This window comes from Desulfohalovibrio reitneri (assembly GCF_000711295.1).
Lineage (GTDB): Bacteria > Desulfobacterota > Desulfovibrionia > Desulfovibrionales > Desulfovibrionaceae > Desulfohalovibrio > Desulfohalovibrio reitneri.
Window position 1 is genome coordinate 1978359 of sequence record NZ_JOMJ01000003.1, and the last position, 13724, is coordinate 1992082.

Sequence of the window (13724 nt, forward strand, 5' to 3'; positions counted from 1 at the left end):
CTTGTCTGAACCAAAAAAGGGAAGAGGGGCGCGGAAACAAAAAGCCCCGCCACTCTTTCCTTCTACACCAGCCAAGGAAGAAGAAAAGGGGAACGCATCGAGGACATATCGGGTAGGAAAACGTACCCGAAGGGTAGAAGGAGGCAGGGAAGAGGGGGAGAAGGTTCCGCCTTCGGCGACCAGTGCCGCGCAGGCCCTGGTCGACCGGCTGGGCGAAATCTTCCTCTTCCCTTCTTCCGCTTCTTACAGCTGCGGCGGTCCCTGGACGATCATCTGGGACAGGGTGAGGTCCACCTTGGGGAGTTGGTTGAAGCGGGAGCCGAGGAAGGATTGTTCCAGTTCCACCAGGCGGCGGTAAAGGGGGGTTCGGTCCAGGGCTGGGGGCGTAACGCCGTGTTCCCGCATTTGCTCGGCAATCCGCTGGGAGAGGTGGCAGCCGGGGAAGCGGGAGACTGTTTTCGTGCGCGGGCTGGTGAGGGTGTTGGGGATTCCGTGCAGGCGGCAGATCATGAGGCGGTGCTGGTAGAGGATGCAGAGGCCGTCCACGTTGACCGGGCACATGGCCTTGGGTGTTTGGCCCACGGCCATGGAGGCGCGGACCTGCTCCAGGTTGTCCTTGGCGCGGTCGATGACGGCTTGGCGGGTTTCCTGGTCCAGGGAGTCCATGCCTTCCCAGAAGTAGGCCCATTCCAGGTAGGTGTGGTGCTGGAAGTGGGAGACGCAGCAGTTGTCCGTGCAGCCTTTGCAGGTATGTCCCATGGCCTGGGCCACCTTGTCGTATTCGGTCTGCATGTCGTTGTAGAGGGCGGCCAGCTTGCGGAAGGCCGCCTTTCGTCCGAGCCGTTTCACGCTTGGGATTCCTCCAGGTGGCGGGTCACGGCCCGCAGGATTTGGTTGGCGCAGGTTTCCGGGGTTTCGGTGTCGGTGCGCACGGTCACGTCTGCCGCCGCCAGGTACAGGGGGCGGCGTTCCTCGTAGACGTCCTCCAGGCAGTAGCCGTCGGGGCAGACGAAGGCGCGCCCCTCGGCGGGGCCGACGCGCTTGAGAAAGGTTTCCAGGGAGATGTCCAGGAAGACCACGGTGCCCAGCAGCCGAAGGCGGTCCATGGCCGCCCTGGAGTAGACCACGCTGCCGCCGGTGGAGACCACCAGCCGCTTGACCCCGAGGTTGGCCACCACTTCCTCCTCCAGGTGGAGAAAGGTCTCCCGGCCGCAGGAGTCCATGATGTCCTGCAGGGGGCGGCCGTGGGTGGCTTCAAGGAGCCGGTCGGTGTCCATGTGCTCCCATCCCAGCTTGTGCGCCAGCAGGGGGGCCAGGGTGGACTTGCCCGCCCCGGCGATGCCGATGAGGATGACGCAGGTCTCGTCCGGTATGGCGTGTTCGGCGGCGGGCATGGCTGGAGGATGGGGCGTGGCGGGAGGTCTGTCAACTCTCCCGGTGCCGGGGGCGGAATCAGCCGCCCAGGTAGGCTTTCTTGACTTCGGGGTCGCGCATGAGTTCGTCGCAGGGGCCGCCCGCCACGATCTCGCCGGTGTCCAGCACGTAGCCCCGGTGGGCGAACTTCAGCGCCAGGTTGGCGTTCTGCTCGATGAGCAGGATGGTCATGCCTTCCTCGTTGAGCTGCTTCAGGGCCCGGAACATGTCGTACATGAGCAGGGGGGCCAGGCCCATGGAGGGCTCGTCCAGCATGAGGAACTCGCAGCGGGTCATGAGGGCGCGGCCCACGGCCAGCATCTGCTGTTCGCCGCCGGAGAGCTGCTCCGAGCGCTGGCGTTTGCGTTCGGCCAGCCGGGGGAAGAGGGCGTAGACCCGCTCGTAGTCCTTTTCCACGGCCGAGGCGTCGTCCTTGCGGGCGTAGGTGGCCAGGACCAGGTTCTCCTCCACCGTGAGGTTGCCGAAGATGTGGCGGCCCTCCGGGACCAGGGCCATGCCCAGTTTGTCCACCACCACGTGGGGCGGGGTCTTGAGGATGGACTCGCCCTTGAAGAGGATGTCGCCGCCGGTGACCTTGGGCGCCTCGGGCGGCGGCAGGCGCATGATGGAATGCAGGGTGGTGGTCTTGCCCGCGCCGTTGGCCCCGATGAGGGTGACGATCTCCCCCCGTTCCACGTGGAAGGAGACGCCGTGCAGGGCCTCGATGTTGCCGTATTTGACATAGAGATCGCTGACTTGCAGGTACATGGCGCTCTAGAGTGTGTCGTCGCCCAGGTAGGCCTTGATGACCGCCGGGTCGGACTGGATTTGCTCGGGGGTGCCCTGGGCGATGGTGCGGCCGAAGTCGATGACCTGGATCCACTGGCAGAGGTTCATGACCACGGTCATCTGGTGCTCGATCATCCAGATGGTGATGTCGAACTTTTCGTGAATCCAGCGGATGAGCTTGATGAGCCCCTCCACGTCCGCGGAGTTCAGCCCGGCGGCTGGCTCGTCCAGCAGCAGCAGCTTGGGCTTGGTGGACAGGGCGCGGGCGATTTCCACCTTGCGTTGCAGGCCGTAGGGCAGGTTCTTGGGCAGTTCGGCCGCGTAGCGGTCCAGCTCCAGGGCCTGGAGCAACTCGTGCGCGGTGGAGTCTATCTCCGCCTCGCGCCGGGCGTGGCGGCGGGTGCGCAGCAGGCAGTCGGCCAGGGTGTAGCCCATGCGGTAGTGCTGGGAGACGCGGATGTTGTCCAGCACGGACATGTCGTGCCAGAGGCGGATGTTCTGGAAGGTGCGGGCCACGCCCATGGCCGTGACCTGATGCGGCTTCTTGCCGGAGATGGACTTGCCGTCGAGGACGATTTCTCCCTCGCTGGGGGCGTAGAAGCCGGAGACCATGTTGAAGACGGTGGTCTTACCCGCGCCGTTGGGACCGATGAGTCCGATGAGCTCGCCGCCCTTGAGCCGCAGGGAGAAGTCGCTGACGGCGGTGAGGCCGCCGAAGCGCATGGTCAGGTTATTGGCTTCAACCAGGGACATCCGGACTACCTATTTGAACTTGAAGTATTTTTTCAGCCTGGGGAAGACGTCCGACAGTTCCTTATTGCCCATGATGCCCTCGGGCCGGAACATCATCAGCAGGATGAGGATCAGCGGAATGATGACCCACTTGAGGATCTGCAGGGGGCGCAGGGCTTCCAGCAGCAGGGTGAAGGCCACGGCGGAGATGACCGAGCCGGAGATGGAGCCCATGCCGCCCATGTAGACCATGACCATGGCCTCGGTGGACTTGAGGATGGTGAAGGAACCGGGGTTCACGTAGCCCACCACGTGGGCGAACAGCCCGCCCGCCAGCCCGGCCAGGCCGGAGGAGAGCATGAAGGTCACCAGCTTGATGCGGTTGGTGTTGACGCTCATGATTTCCGCGGCCACCTCGTCCTGGCAGATGGCCATGACGCCCTTGCCGTAGGTGGAGGTGACGTAGCGGCGGATGACCCACACGCAGAAGACCGCGGTGACGAAGCACCAGATGAGCATCCAGGGCAGCTCGGCCGTGGACTCCATGGCCGTGGTCACGCGGCGCATGCCCATGAACCCTCTGGCTCCGCCGATGGCGTCGATGTTCTCGATGGCGCTCTTGACGATGTAGTTGGCCGCGATGGTGACGATGGCCAAGTAGTCGCCGCGCGTCTTGAAGGAGGGGATGGCCACCAGCAGGCCGAAAAGCGAGGCCACGGCCGCTCCGGCCAGGAGCGCCAGGGGGAAGAAGGCCACGGACAGGGACTCGGGCAGCAGCGGCGCGCCGAAGACCGTGTCCTGGGCGAAGAGGGCCACGGTGATGAGGGAGGAGACGTAGGCCCCCACGGCCATGAAGGCGGCGTGCCCGCAGGCGAATTCGCCCATGTGGCCGTTGATGAGGTTGAGGGAGGCGGACATGATGACGTTGATGCCCATGAACATGAGCACCGACTGGGTGTAGAGGTCCAGTCCTCCCCCCTGGGCCAGGGTGACGAGCAGGCCGAGGACCGCGGCCAGGATGAGGGGTACGGTGAGGCGGCGCATCATGTCAGATCTTGGTGGTCCGGGCCATGCCGAAGAGGCCGGTGGGCTTGTAGGTCATGATGATCAGCAGGATGGTGAAGCTGATGAGGTCGCGGAAGGTGGACGGGAATACGGCCACCACCATGATTTCCACGAAGCCCAGCAGAAAGCCGCCCGCGAACGCCCCCCGGATGGAGCCGATGCCCCCGACCACGGCCGCGATGAAGGCCTTCCAGCCCACCATGGCGCCCATGTAGGGGTCGAGGATGGGGTAGGACATGGCGAAGAGCAGTCCGCCCAGCCCGGCCACGGAACTGCCCAGGATGAAGGTGAAGACGATGACCGTGTCCACCGGGATGCCCATGAGGGGGATGGCGAACTTGTCCCAGGAGATGGCCCGCATGGCCATGCCGATCTTGGTGCGGGTGACGATGAGGCGCAGGCCGATGAAGACGAGGACCGCGGTGAGGATGACGATCACCTTGAGGTTGGTGAAGCGTATCCAGCCGAAGTCGAAGATGACCTTGTCGATGAGTTCGGGGAAGTTGCGGCGCGAGGCACCCAGCAGGGCCAGGTTGCCATTCGACAGGATGAGGCCGCACATGAGCGCGGTGATGACCACGTAGAGGCGGTGCGCGCCCTTGCGGCGCAATGGCCGGTAGGCCACCCGTTCCAGGGTTACGCCCACTGCCGCCGTAAGGATCATGACCAGGGGCACGCTGAGCGCAAGGATGGCCCAGCCCGGCAGGTCGAAGGGCAGGGCGAAGGCGTAGTGCCCCAGGAAGAAGGTGGCCACGAAAAAGGCGATGTACGCCCCGACCATGAAGACGTCGCCGTGGGCGAAGTTGATCAGCAGCAGGACGCCGTAGACCAGGCAGTAGCCGAGGGCGATGAGGGAGTAGAAGCTCCCCCACTGCAGGGCGTTGAGGATGTTCTGAAGGATCGTCTCGATCACGCGGCTCCGCCTTCTCGCAGGAAAAGGGCCCGGGGAGCGGAGTACCCGCCCCCCGGGGGGAAGTCAATTGGCCGGGCCGCTAGGGGCAGACCGACTTGTAGAAGGTGAACTCGCCCTGGTCGTTGATCTTGACCACCACGGCGCACTTCACGGGGTCGCCGTCCTCGTTGAAGGACATGGTGCCGGTGATGCCCTCGAAGGAGGCCATGCCGCCCAGGGCGGTCATGACTTCCTCGCGCCGCTGCTCAAGCTCGCCGTTGAGGCCGGCGCGCTGGACGGCGTCGAGCATGATGTGGATGGCGTCCCAGGTCAGGGCGGCCACGTCGTCAGGGGTTTCGCCGTAGGCGGCCTCGTAGTCCTCGATGAACTCCTTGGTCTTGCCGGTGGCTCCGGCGGCGGCGTAGTGGGTGGTGAAGAACTGGCCCTTGCAGTCGTCGCCGCAAAGGTTCATCAGCTCGGCCGAGCCCCAGGAGTCGGAGCCCAGGATGGGCTTGTCCCAGCCCAGGTCGTGCGCCTGCTTGGCGATGAGGGCCACCTCGGAATAGTACTGGGGCAGGAAGAGCACGTCGGCGTCGGAATTGACGATGTTGGTCAGCTGGGCGCTGAAGTCCTGGTCCTTGGTGGTGAAGGTCTCGGAGGCCACCACGGAGCCTTTGCCGTGGATTTCCTCGAAGGCCTTGGTGAAGAACTCGGCCAGCCCCTTGGGGTAGTCGGAGGCGATGTCGTAGAGCACGGCGGCCTTGTCGGCCCCGAACTCCTCGGTGGCGAACTTGGCGGCCACCGGACCCTGGAAGGGGTCCAGGAAGCAGGCCCGGAAGACGTAGGGGCGGTTCTTGGTGGTGGTGGGGTTGGTGGACCAGGGAGAGATCATGGGGGTCATGTTGGCGTCGGCCACCTCGCCCGCGGGGATGGCCTGCTTGGAGCTCTGGGGTCCGATGAGGCCCAGCACGCGGTCCTGCTCGATGAGCTTCAGGGCCGCGGACACGGCGGACTCGGCCTTGGACTCGTTGTCCTCGTAGACGAACTCCAGGGGCAGCATCTCCTCGCCCACCCGCAGCCCGCCTGCGTCGTTGATGCGTTTTTTCAGCATCTCGGCGGCGTTCTTGGAGGATTCGCCCACCTTGGGGATGTCGCCGGTGAGGGGGATGTTGAAACCGATCTTGACGACCTTCTCGTCGCCGTCTCCGCCGCCGCAGCCGAAAGCCAGCAGGGCGGACAGGGCGAGAGCCGCGAGCAGAATGACATGTTTGCGCATCTGGGTGCTCCTTGGCGCGGGTGAATGAGGCTGTACCCCGAACATGACGTGCAGACATACCCGATGCGGCATCGTTTATTCAAGTCAAAATCCGCCGCACGCGGGAACAACGTGATGTTTTTCTAAAAATGGAAAGAGGGGGTTGCGGGGTAAGCCGTAATCAGATTACGTGTCGTCGGTTGGAAAATCATGTACTGTACGATCAAGGTGGACAGATCATGAGCAACGACGTCGCCAGCCTCCGCAACGCTTTTGGCGAACGGCTGCGCTTTCTGCGCGGCCTGGCGGAAATGACCCAGGCCGAGCTGGCGGAGCGCTCCGGCATTTCCCTGGAACATTTCAGCAAGCTGGAGCGGGGCGCGGCCTCCCCCTCCTTCTCCTCCATATGCGCCCTGGCCGCGGCCCTGCACACCGAACCGGCCAACCTTTTCCTGCATGGCGGGCAGGTCTGCGACCTCCCGGAACACCCGACCTCGAGCGGGGCGGACCTGGAGTGGGCCCGCTACCTCTCCGGGGTGGGGCTGTGGAGTTTCGACCCCGCTTCCCAGAAATTCGAGTGGTCCGGGGAGTCCCTCCGTCTGCTGGGCCTCGGCGGGGACGGGGAGTCCGGCCTGGAGGCGGTGCTCGCCCGGGTCCACCCCGGGGACGCCCAGCGCGTGCGGATGGCCTGGGAAGGGGAGCTGGAGGGCGCGCCGGGACGGCCCATGCAATTCCGGCTTCAGTTGCAGGGCGGCAAGGAGCGGCTGGTCATCCGCACCTGCGAGGCGGATGAATCAGGCCTCCTGCGCGGCGCGCTGGTGGACGTCACCGAGCGGCGGCGGCTGGAGGAGAGCCTGGCCAGCACCCGCGCCGGGCTGGAGGACATGGTGAACCGCCGCACCCGCGACCTCCACCGCACCGTGGCGGCCCTCAACGAAGAGATCGCCGGCCACAGGGAAACGGAGGGGGCGCTGCGGCGGACCACGGACCTGTTCAACGCGGTCATGGAAGGGGTCAACGAGGTCATCTGGGTGCGCGACCTGACAGACGGCCGCATCCTGCACGTCAACCCCGCCTGCGAACGCATCCTCGGCCGCAGCGTGCGCAGCATGCTTGAGGCCCCGGAGACGTTCATGGAGGCCTTCCATCCGGGCGACCGCGAGCCCCTGCGGGAGGCCATCAGGCGGCTGCGGGAGGAGGGCTCCCCACTGCGCATGGACGCGCGCATCATTCCGCCCGAGGGCGGGGTGCGCCACGTGCGCCTGCGCGGATATCCGGTGCGCGGCGGCGACACCCCCATGGTGGTGGGCCTGGCCGAGGACGTCACCGACGAGCATTTGCGCCAGGAGCAGTTCCGCCTGCTGGTGGAGAACATCCGCGAGGTGTTTTGGGTGGTGGAGCCGGACCTGTCCGTGTCCTACGTCAGCCCCGCCATCTTGGACATGTTCGCCATGGACCCGGCCGAAATCCTGGCCGACGGCATGCGCTTTCTGGACCGCGTTCATCCGGAGGACCGGGAAAAGGTGGTTCGGGCCATGCGCAGGCAGTGGGAGCAGGACGGCGAGGATTTCAACGTCACCTACCGGGTGGTGCGGCCGGACGGACAGGCCTGGATCTGGTCGCGGACCTATCCCGTGCGGGACGAGTCCGGCAACATCCAGCGGCTGGTGGGGCTGGCCGAGGACGTCACCGAGCAGGTGGAGCGGGAACAGGCCATCCGCAGGGAGAGCGAGGAGGCCAGGAAGGCCAGCCAGGCGGGCAGGGAGTACCTGGCCCAGACCAGCCACGAGGTGCGCAACCTTCTCTCCGGCATGCTTTCCGGCCTGGAACTGGTGCAGGCCAGGGACCTGGAGCCGGAAACGCTGGCCGACGTGCGGCGGGCCGTGGAGTCCGGACGGGACCTGACCCGCGTGCTGGGCGACGTGCTGGATTTCTCCCGCCTGGAGGCCGGGCATCTGGATTTGGCCCGGGAACCCTTCGACCCGTCCGCCCTGGCCCGGGACGCCATGCGGCTGGTGGAGGGCGCGGCCGAGGCCGCCGGGCTGGAGATAGAGGCGGGGTTCGAGCCTGGCCTGCCGGACTGCGTGGAGGGCGACCCGTTGCGGGTGCGGCAGATCCTCCTCAACCTGCTGAACAACGCGGTCAAGTACGCCGCGCCGGGGACGGCGGTGCTGCGCCTGGGCTCCGACGGGGGCGGCGGCCTGCGCTTCGTGGTGGAGGACGACGGCCCGGGCATGGACCCGGAGCTTTTGCAGGCGGTCCTTTCCCCGTACGCCCGGGGCGGCTCCGGCATCCAGCCGGGCGCGGGCCTGGGGCTGACCATCTGCGTCAAGCTGGCGGAGGCCATGGGCGGCTGGTTGTCGCTGTCCTCCGAGCCGGGCGGGGGGACCTGGGCCGAGGTGGCCCTGCCCTTGCCGGCGCGCTGCGGAAAATCCCTCGCGGAAGAAGAGGAGGCGGCGGCGATTCGGCCCCTGCGCCTTCTGCTGGTGGAGGACAACCCGGTCAACCTGCTGGCCGCCCAGCGCACCCTGGAGGGGCAGGGGCACGAGGTGCTGCCAGCGGCGGACGGCCTCGAGGCCCTGCGCCTGCTGGCGGCCGAGGACGTTGACCTGGTGGTCATGGACCTGCAGATGCCCCGGCTCGACGGCCTGGAGGTGACGCGTCGCATCCGCGCCGGGGAGGAAGGGGTGCGCGACCCGGACGTGCCCGTGGTGGCGCTGACCGCGCATGTGTTCGAGGACGACCGGGACAGCTGCCTGGAGGCGGGGATGAACGCCTTTTTGACCAAGCCGGTGGACTGGTCGGCCTTTAACAAGACCGTTGCCGGGCTGGTATCCGGGTGATGCCCCGGATTGTCACGGCCCGCGCTTTGGGCTATGAACCGGGCCTCCCACCGGGACCGGAGGTGTGACATGTCCGAAGAAGCCCTGCGCCGCATATCCGAACACGCCGACGAGGGCGCCGAGCTGCGGCGGCGGTTCTTCCGGGAGCGCTCCGGCGAGGTCCTGGAGATCGCCCGCCTGGCGGCGGTCTGCCTGGCCTCGGGCGGCAAGCTGCTTTTCTGCGGCAACGGTGGCAGCGCGGCCGACGCGCAGCACTTGGCGGCGGAGTTCGTCAACCGCTTCAAGCTGGAGCGCCCGCCCCTGCCCGCCCTGGCCTTGACCACGGACACCTCCGTGCTTACCGCCATCGGCAACGACTACGGCTTCGACGAGGTATTCAGCAAGCAGGTGCAGGCCCTGGGCCGCAGGGGGGACATGCTTTTCGCCCTGTCCACCTCGGGCAACAGCCCCAACGTGGTGGCCGCCCTGCGCGCGGCCCGCGACCTGGACATGACCCGCGTGGGCCTGACCGGCAAGGACGGCGGGGAGATGCTCTCCCTGTGCGACCGCTGCCTGCTGGTCCCGGGCAAGACCACCGCGCTGGTGCAGGAGGTGCACATCACCGCCGGGCACTGCGTGTGCGAGCTGGTGGACTACTTCCTCTTCGAGGCCGTGACCGAACTGCAGCCCTATCTGGGGTAGCCCCCAGGGCAAGGAGAGACGACGATGCCCATTTTTGAATACAAGTGCGCCGCGTGCGGCCGCGAGTTCGAGGAACTGGTCTTCGGCGACCAGGCCCCGGCCTGCCCCGATTGCGCCAGCCACGACACGAAAAAGCTCATGTCCAGCTGCCGCCACAAGCACGGCGGCGGCTCCTCCGGCTTGGACTTCACCCCGCCCACCGGCTCCGGCGGAGGCTGCTCCGGCTGCTCCGGCGGTTCCTGTTCCACCTGCTAGGACGCTTCATGGCCCAACAGCTTCGCATCGGAACCCGGGGCTCCAAGCTCGCCCTGTGGCAGGCCAATCACGTGCGCGACCGCCTTATGGCCCAACACCCGGGCCTGGAGGTGGAGCTCGTGGTCATCAAGACCCAGGGCGACAAAATCCTGGACGTGCCCCTGGCCAAGATCGGCGGCAAGGCCCTCTTCGTGAAGGAGATCGAGGACGCCATCCTGGACGGCCGGGCCGACCTGGCCGTGCACTCCATGAAGGACGTGCCCACCGAGCTGCCCGGCGGGCTGGTGGTGGGCGTGACCCCGGAGCGGGAACTGCCCACCGACACCCTGTGCTCGGTAAAGTACGGCGGCCTGGACGAACTGCCCCGGGGCGCGCTGGTGGGAACGGCCTCCCTGCGGCGGCAGGCCCAGCTCCTGGCCCTGCGGCCGGACCTCGTGATCGAGTCCTTGCGCGGCAACCTGGACACCCGCATGCAGAAGCTGCTGGACGGCAAGTACGACGCCATCGTCCTGGCCACCTCCGGGCTCAAGCGGCTGGGCGTGGAGGCCCCGCGCATGGAGGTCCTGGGCCCGCCGCGCTTCATCCCGGCGGTCTCCCAGGGGGCGCTGGGCATCGAGTACCGCGAGGACGACGCCGAGACCCGCGCCCTGCTGGACTTCATGAACCACCCCGAGTCCCGCACCCGCGTGCTGGCCGAGCGCGGCTTCCTGACCCGCCTGGAGGGCGGCTGCCAAGTGCCCATCGCCGGGCACGCCGTGCTGGACGGCGAAACGGTCCACCTCACCGGCTTGGTATCGGACGTGCGGGGCAAACAGGTCATCCGCCGCGAGGGTTCCGCCCCCCTGGACGAGGCCTGGGACCTGGGCGTGCGGCTGGCGGACGAGGTGCTGGCCGCGGGCGGCAAGGAAATCCTGGAAGAGGTCTACTCCCAGGGCTGAGTCAGCCCCCCGCGGTAACCACCCCGGCGTCCTCGAACCCAGCCATCTCGTTCCAGATGGCCGCGGCGCAGCGAAGCAGGTGCGCCCCCAGCACCGCTCCCGTGCCCTCGCCCAGGCGGAAGCCCAGGTTCAGCAGGGGCCGTTCCCCCATGGCCTCGATGACGGTGCGGTAGCCAGGCTCGGCCGAGTCGTGGGCCAGCACGCAGTACCGCTCCACCAGCGGCTGCACCGCCCGCGCCGCCAGATAGGCCGCCGTGGAGATGAAGCCGTCCACCACCACCGTCTGGCGGTTGGCCGCGCCGCCCAGCACCAGCCCGGCCAGGGCGGCTATCTCGAACCCGCCCAGGGCGGCCAGGGTGTCCAGCGGCCCCCGGGCCACGGCCTCCGCGTTCACCGCCAAGCCCTCGGCCACGATGGCCGCCTTGCGCGACACGCCGTCCGCGTCCAATCCGGTGCCCGGGCCGGTAACGGTTTGCGGGTCCATTCCCAGATAGGCGCAGAACAGTGCTGTGGACGGCGTGGTGTTCGCGATGCCCATGTCGCCCGTGACCAGGCAGCGCACTCCCTCCAGGGCGGCCTGGTCGGCCATGTCCAGGCCGATTCGCACGGCCTCGGCGCACTGCTGCGGAGACATGGCCGGGCCCCGGCTCAGGTCGGCGGTGCCCTCGGCCACCTTGCGGCGCACAAGCCCGGGGGCGCCCTCGAACTCCTCACCGGCCACGCCGCAGTCCGCCACCACCACCTCGGCCCCGCAGACGCGGGCCAGCACGTTCACCCCGGCGCCCCCGGCCAGGAAGTTGCCCACCATCTGGCGGGTCACTTCCTGGGGAAAGCAGCTCACCCCGCGTTCCACCACGCCGTGGTCCCCGGCCATGACGCAGACCCGCACCGGGTCTACGCGCGGCGGGCCGCTGTCGGCGATGAGGTAGAGTTTCAGGGCCAGTTCCTCCAACCTCCCCAGGCTGCCCACGGGCTTGGTGCGCGAGTCCAGGTGCGCCCGGCCGCGCTCTATCAGCGAATCATCCACGGGCCGCACGCGCGCGGCTGCCTCTTCAATGCGGGAATACATGAAACAAATCTCCTGGTTGCACGGATACAAAGCCGGGGAACATAGGTTCCCAATGGAGAAAAATCCAGCCCACCGGGGGGAGGCGCGGCGGCACGGTCCGGGAGGGTTACGGCAGCTTGACGATGGTCAGCCAGAAGCCCTCGATGGAGCGAACCACCTCGATGAAGCGCTCGAAGTCCACCGGCTTGGTGATGAAGCAGTTGGCGTGGAGGTCGTAGGCCTTGAGCACGTCCTGCTCATCCTGGGAGATGGTCAGCACCACCACCGGGATGCGCTGCAGCTCCTCGTCCCGCTTGATCTCCCGCAGAACCTCCAGGCCGTCCTTGCGGGGCAGGTTGAGGTCCAGGAGCATGAGGTCGGGCTTGCCGCACCCGGCGTACTTGCCTTCCCTGCGCAGGCACTGCAGGGCGGCCTCGCCGTCCTGCACCACCTCCAGGTCCACCTTGAGCTTGGACTCTTGCAGGGCTTCGGTGGTCAGTTCGATGTCGTCGGGATTGTCTTCCACGAGAAGGACGCGGATGGGGCGGGTGAGGTTGTGTTCCTCGGGGCTGGTCATGCGTGGTCTCCGGGTTGTGGCAGGGTGAAGGAGAAGGCGGCTCCCTGGCCGGGTCGGGAATCCACCCGCATGGTGCCGCCGTGCCGGTGGATGATCTTGTGGCACAGGGCCAGTCCCAGGCCCGTGCCGGAATACGTGGAAGGGGGATGGAGCTTCTTGAAGATGCCGAAGATCTTCTCCGCGTAGGCCGGGTCCAGGCCGATGCCGTTGTCAAGCACAGTGACGCGGACCATGTCCCCGTCGTCCGCCGCCGAGACGTGGATTCGCGGCGGCTCGGCTGAGCGGAACTTCAGGGCGTTGGAGAGGAGGTTGGCGAAGACGCTGCGCAACTGGACCGCGTCGGCCAGCACGCCGGGCAGGTGGTCGCGGGTGATTTCGGCGTCGTGCTCCCTGAACGAGGACTCCATGTCCCTGATGACGCCGTCGAGGACCGCGTCCGTATCCACGGGCGCGAGCTCCGCCCCGTGGGTGGTGACGCGGGAGTACCTGAGCAGGTCGTTGATGAGGTCCTGCAGCCGGGCGGCGGCGGCGATGGTCTTGTCCATGTAGCGCCGCACGTCGCCGTTCAGGTCCGGCAACCGCTTGCGGATGAGCTGCAGAAAGCCTGTGATGGAGCGCAGCGGCTCCTGCAGGTCGTGGGATACGATGAAGACGAACTGCTGCAACTCCTCGTTGGAGGCGGACAGTTTGGCCGCCTCCCTGGCCAGCTCCTCGCGGGTGCGGCGCGGTTCGGTGACATCGGACACTGCGAAAACCACCCCGTCCAGGCCGCCGGATCGGTTGGCCAGGGGGGAGCCGTTTATGGACAGCAGGCTGCGGCGGCCGTCAGGCCAGCGGACCACGCGTTCCATGTTCTCCACAGCCTCGCCGGCCTGGAGCACCTCGGCGCAGGGCAGGCCCTGCTCCGGGGCGGGGGCGCCGTCGAGGTCGGTGACGGTCCAGGCGGGCTGTTCGTAGCCCTCGCCGTTGCCGTCGCGTAGCAGCCCGAGGATGGCTTCGGCGTGGCTGTTGGCGAATACGATCTGCCCTTCGGTGTCACAGACCGCGATGCCCACGGGCGAGGTGTTGATGATCCGGGCCAGGAAGTCCCTGCCATCCAGATAGCGCAGGGGCTCGCCGCCGCCCTCCGAGCCGGGGGTGTCCACCCGCCGCTTGAGGCTGCGCAGGTCGCCGCGCAGGCTGGTTCCGTCCTTCTCCCCCATGTGCGTGAGGCTCCTCCGGTGGGCAGAATAGCCC

The 13724-nt window shown here is 67.3% G+C and carries 14 protein-coding genes; 4 read left to right on the top strand and 10 right to left on the bottom strand.

The genetic code is table 11. From position 1 onward, the window contains the following. Nucleotides 1–243 precede the first annotated feature (243 nt). From N911_RS0109890 to N911_RS0109920, 7 genes are all read right to left on the bottom strand, one after another. The gene (locus N911_RS0109890) at nucleotides 244–849 is read right to left on the bottom strand and encodes a hypothetical protein (protein WP_029896693.1); all 606 of its coding nucleotides are present in this window, start codon (nucleotides 847–849) and stop codon (nucleotides 244–246) included. After that, the gene (thrB, locus tag N911_RS0109895) at nucleotides 846–1394 is read right to left on the bottom strand and encodes a homoserine kinase (protein WP_029896695.1); all 549 of its coding nucleotides are present in this window, start codon (nucleotides 1392–1394) and stop codon (nucleotides 846–848) included. The genes N911_RS0109890 and thrB overlap by 4 nt, the downstream gene beginning before the upstream one ends. A 58-nt stretch (nucleotides 1395–1452) precedes the next feature. Then, a complete protein-coding gene (locus N911_RS0109900) occupies nucleotides 1453–2181 on the bottom strand; it encodes an ABC transporter ATP-binding protein (RefSeq protein ID WP_029896697.1) in 729 nt (242 codons plus the stop codon). Nucleotides 2182–2187: 6 nt separating this feature from the next. Further along, nucleotides 2188–2955 (bottom strand): ABC transporter ATP-binding protein, encoded by a 768-nt coding sequence (locus N911_RS0109905; RefSeq protein WP_029896698.1) that lies wholly within the window; start codon nucleotides 2953–2955, stop codon nucleotides 2188–2190. A gap of 9 nt (nucleotides 2956–2964) precedes the next feature. Further along, nucleotides 2965–3978 (bottom strand): branched-chain amino acid ABC transporter permease, encoded by a 1014-nt coding sequence (locus N911_RS0109910; RefSeq protein WP_029896700.1) that lies wholly within the window; start codon nucleotides 3976–3978, stop codon nucleotides 2965–2967. A 4-nt stretch (nucleotides 3979–3982) separates the two neighbouring features. Continuing rightward, a complete protein-coding gene (locus N911_RS0109915) occupies nucleotides 3983–4909 on the bottom strand; it encodes a branched-chain amino acid ABC transporter permease (protein ID WP_029896703.1) in 927 nt (308 codons plus the stop codon). An 82-nt stretch (nucleotides 4910–4991) separates the two neighbouring features. Continuing rightward, on the bottom strand, nucleotides 4992–6167 hold the full coding sequence (locus tag N911_RS0109920; protein WP_029896705.1) for an ABC transporter substrate-binding protein: 1176 nt from the start codon (nucleotides 6165–6167) through the stop codon (nucleotides 4992–4994). A gap of 218 nt (nucleotides 6168–6385) precedes the next feature. Here N911_RS0109920 and N911_RS0109925 point away from each other — a divergent pair, with 218 nt between their 5' ends. From N911_RS0109925 to hemC, 4 genes are all read left to right on the top strand, one after another. Further along, nucleotides 6386–8989: a PAS domain-containing protein gene (locus N911_RS0109925; RefSeq protein WP_029896706.1), complete on the top strand. Its 2604-nt coding sequence runs from the start codon at nucleotides 6386–6388 to the stop codon at nucleotides 8987–8989. A gap of 69 nt (nucleotides 8990–9058) precedes the next feature. Beyond that, nucleotides 9059–9670, top strand: coding sequence for a D-sedoheptulose 7-phosphate isomerase (locus tag N911_RS0109930; protein ID WP_029896708.1), 612 nt, complete (start codon nucleotides 9059–9061; stop codon nucleotides 9668–9670). A gap of 24 nt (nucleotides 9671–9694) precedes the next feature. Next, on the top strand, nucleotides 9695–9925 hold the full coding sequence (locus N911_RS0109935; protein WP_029896710.1) for an FmdB family zinc ribbon protein: 231 nt from the start codon (nucleotides 9695–9697) through the stop codon (nucleotides 9923–9925). A gap of 8 nt (nucleotides 9926–9933) precedes the next feature. Beyond that, nucleotides 9934–10863, top strand: a complete 930-nt coding sequence (gene hemC, locus N911_RS0109940; protein ID WP_029896712.1) for a hydroxymethylbilane synthase — start codon at nucleotides 9934–9936, stop codon at nucleotides 10861–10863. 1 nt (nucleotide 10864) lies between these two features. On the opposite strand, the gene cobT is transcribed toward hemC, so the two are convergent. From cobT to N911_RS16880, 3 genes are all read right to left on the bottom strand, one after another. After that, complete coding sequence (gene cobT, locus N911_RS0109945; protein ID WP_029896715.1) at nucleotides 10865–11932, bottom strand: nicotinate-nucleotide--dimethylbenzimidazole phosphoribosyltransferase; 1068 nt, start codon at nucleotides 11930–11932, stop codon at nucleotides 10865–10867. A gap of 106 nt (nucleotides 11933–12038) precedes the next feature. Next, the gene (locus tag N911_RS0109950; RefSeq protein ID WP_029896717.1) at nucleotides 12039–12488 is read right to left on the bottom strand and encodes a response regulator; all 450 of its coding nucleotides are present in this window, start codon (nucleotides 12486–12488) and stop codon (nucleotides 12039–12041) included. Continuing rightward, nucleotides 12485–13690: a sensor histidine kinase gene (locus tag N911_RS16880; RefSeq protein WP_051694160.1), complete on the bottom strand. Its 1206-nt coding sequence runs from the start codon at nucleotides 13688–13690 to the stop codon at nucleotides 12485–12487. The genes N911_RS0109950 and N911_RS16880 overlap by 4 nt, the downstream gene beginning before the upstream one ends. Nucleotides 13691–13724 lie beyond the last annotated feature (34 nt).

Coding starts and splice junctions, on each gene's coding strand:
- cobT (WP_029896715.1), bottom strand. CDS start 11,932: ATGTATTCCCGCATTGAAGAGGCAGCCGCGCGCGTGCGGCCCGTGGAT.
- N911_RS0109905 (WP_029896698.1), bottom strand. CDS start 2,955: ATGTCCCTGGTTGAAGCCAATAACCTGACCATGCGCTTCGGCGGCCTC.
- N911_RS0109920 (WP_029896705.1), bottom strand. CDS start 6,167: ATGCGCAAACATGTCATTCTGCTCGCGGCTCTCGCCCTGTCCGCCCTG.
- N911_RS0109935 (WP_029896710.1), top strand. CDS start 9,695: ATGCCCATTTTTGAATACAAGTGCGCCGCGTGCGGCCGCGAGTTCGAG.
- N911_RS0109950 (WP_029896717.1), bottom strand. CDS start 12,488: ATGACCAGCCCCGAGGAACACAACCTCACCCGCCCCATCCGCGTCCTT.
- N911_RS16880 (WP_051694160.1), bottom strand. CDS start 13,690: ATGGGGGAGAAGGACGGAACCAGCCTGCGCGGCGACCTGCGCAGCCTC.
- hemC (WP_029896712.1), top strand. CDS start 9,934: ATGGCCCAACAGCTTCGCATCGGAACCCGGGGCTCCAAGCTCGCCCTG.
- N911_RS0109925 (WP_029896706.1), top strand. CDS start 6,386: ATGAGCAACGACGTCGCCAGCCTCCGCAACGCTTTTGGCGAACGGCTG.
- thrB (WP_029896695.1), bottom strand. CDS start 1,394: ATGCCCGCCGCCGAACACGCCATACCGGACGAGACCTGCGTCATCCTC.
- N911_RS0109910 (WP_029896700.1), bottom strand. CDS start 3,978: ATGCGCCGCCTCACCGTACCCCTCATCCTGGCCGCGGTCCTCGGCCTG.
- N911_RS0109930 (WP_029896708.1), top strand. CDS start 9,059: ATGTCCGAAGAAGCCCTGCGCCGCATATCCGAACACGCCGACGAGGGC.
- N911_RS0109900 (WP_029896697.1), bottom strand. CDS start 2,181: ATGTACCTGCAAGTCAGCGATCTCTATGTCAAATACGGCAACATCGAG.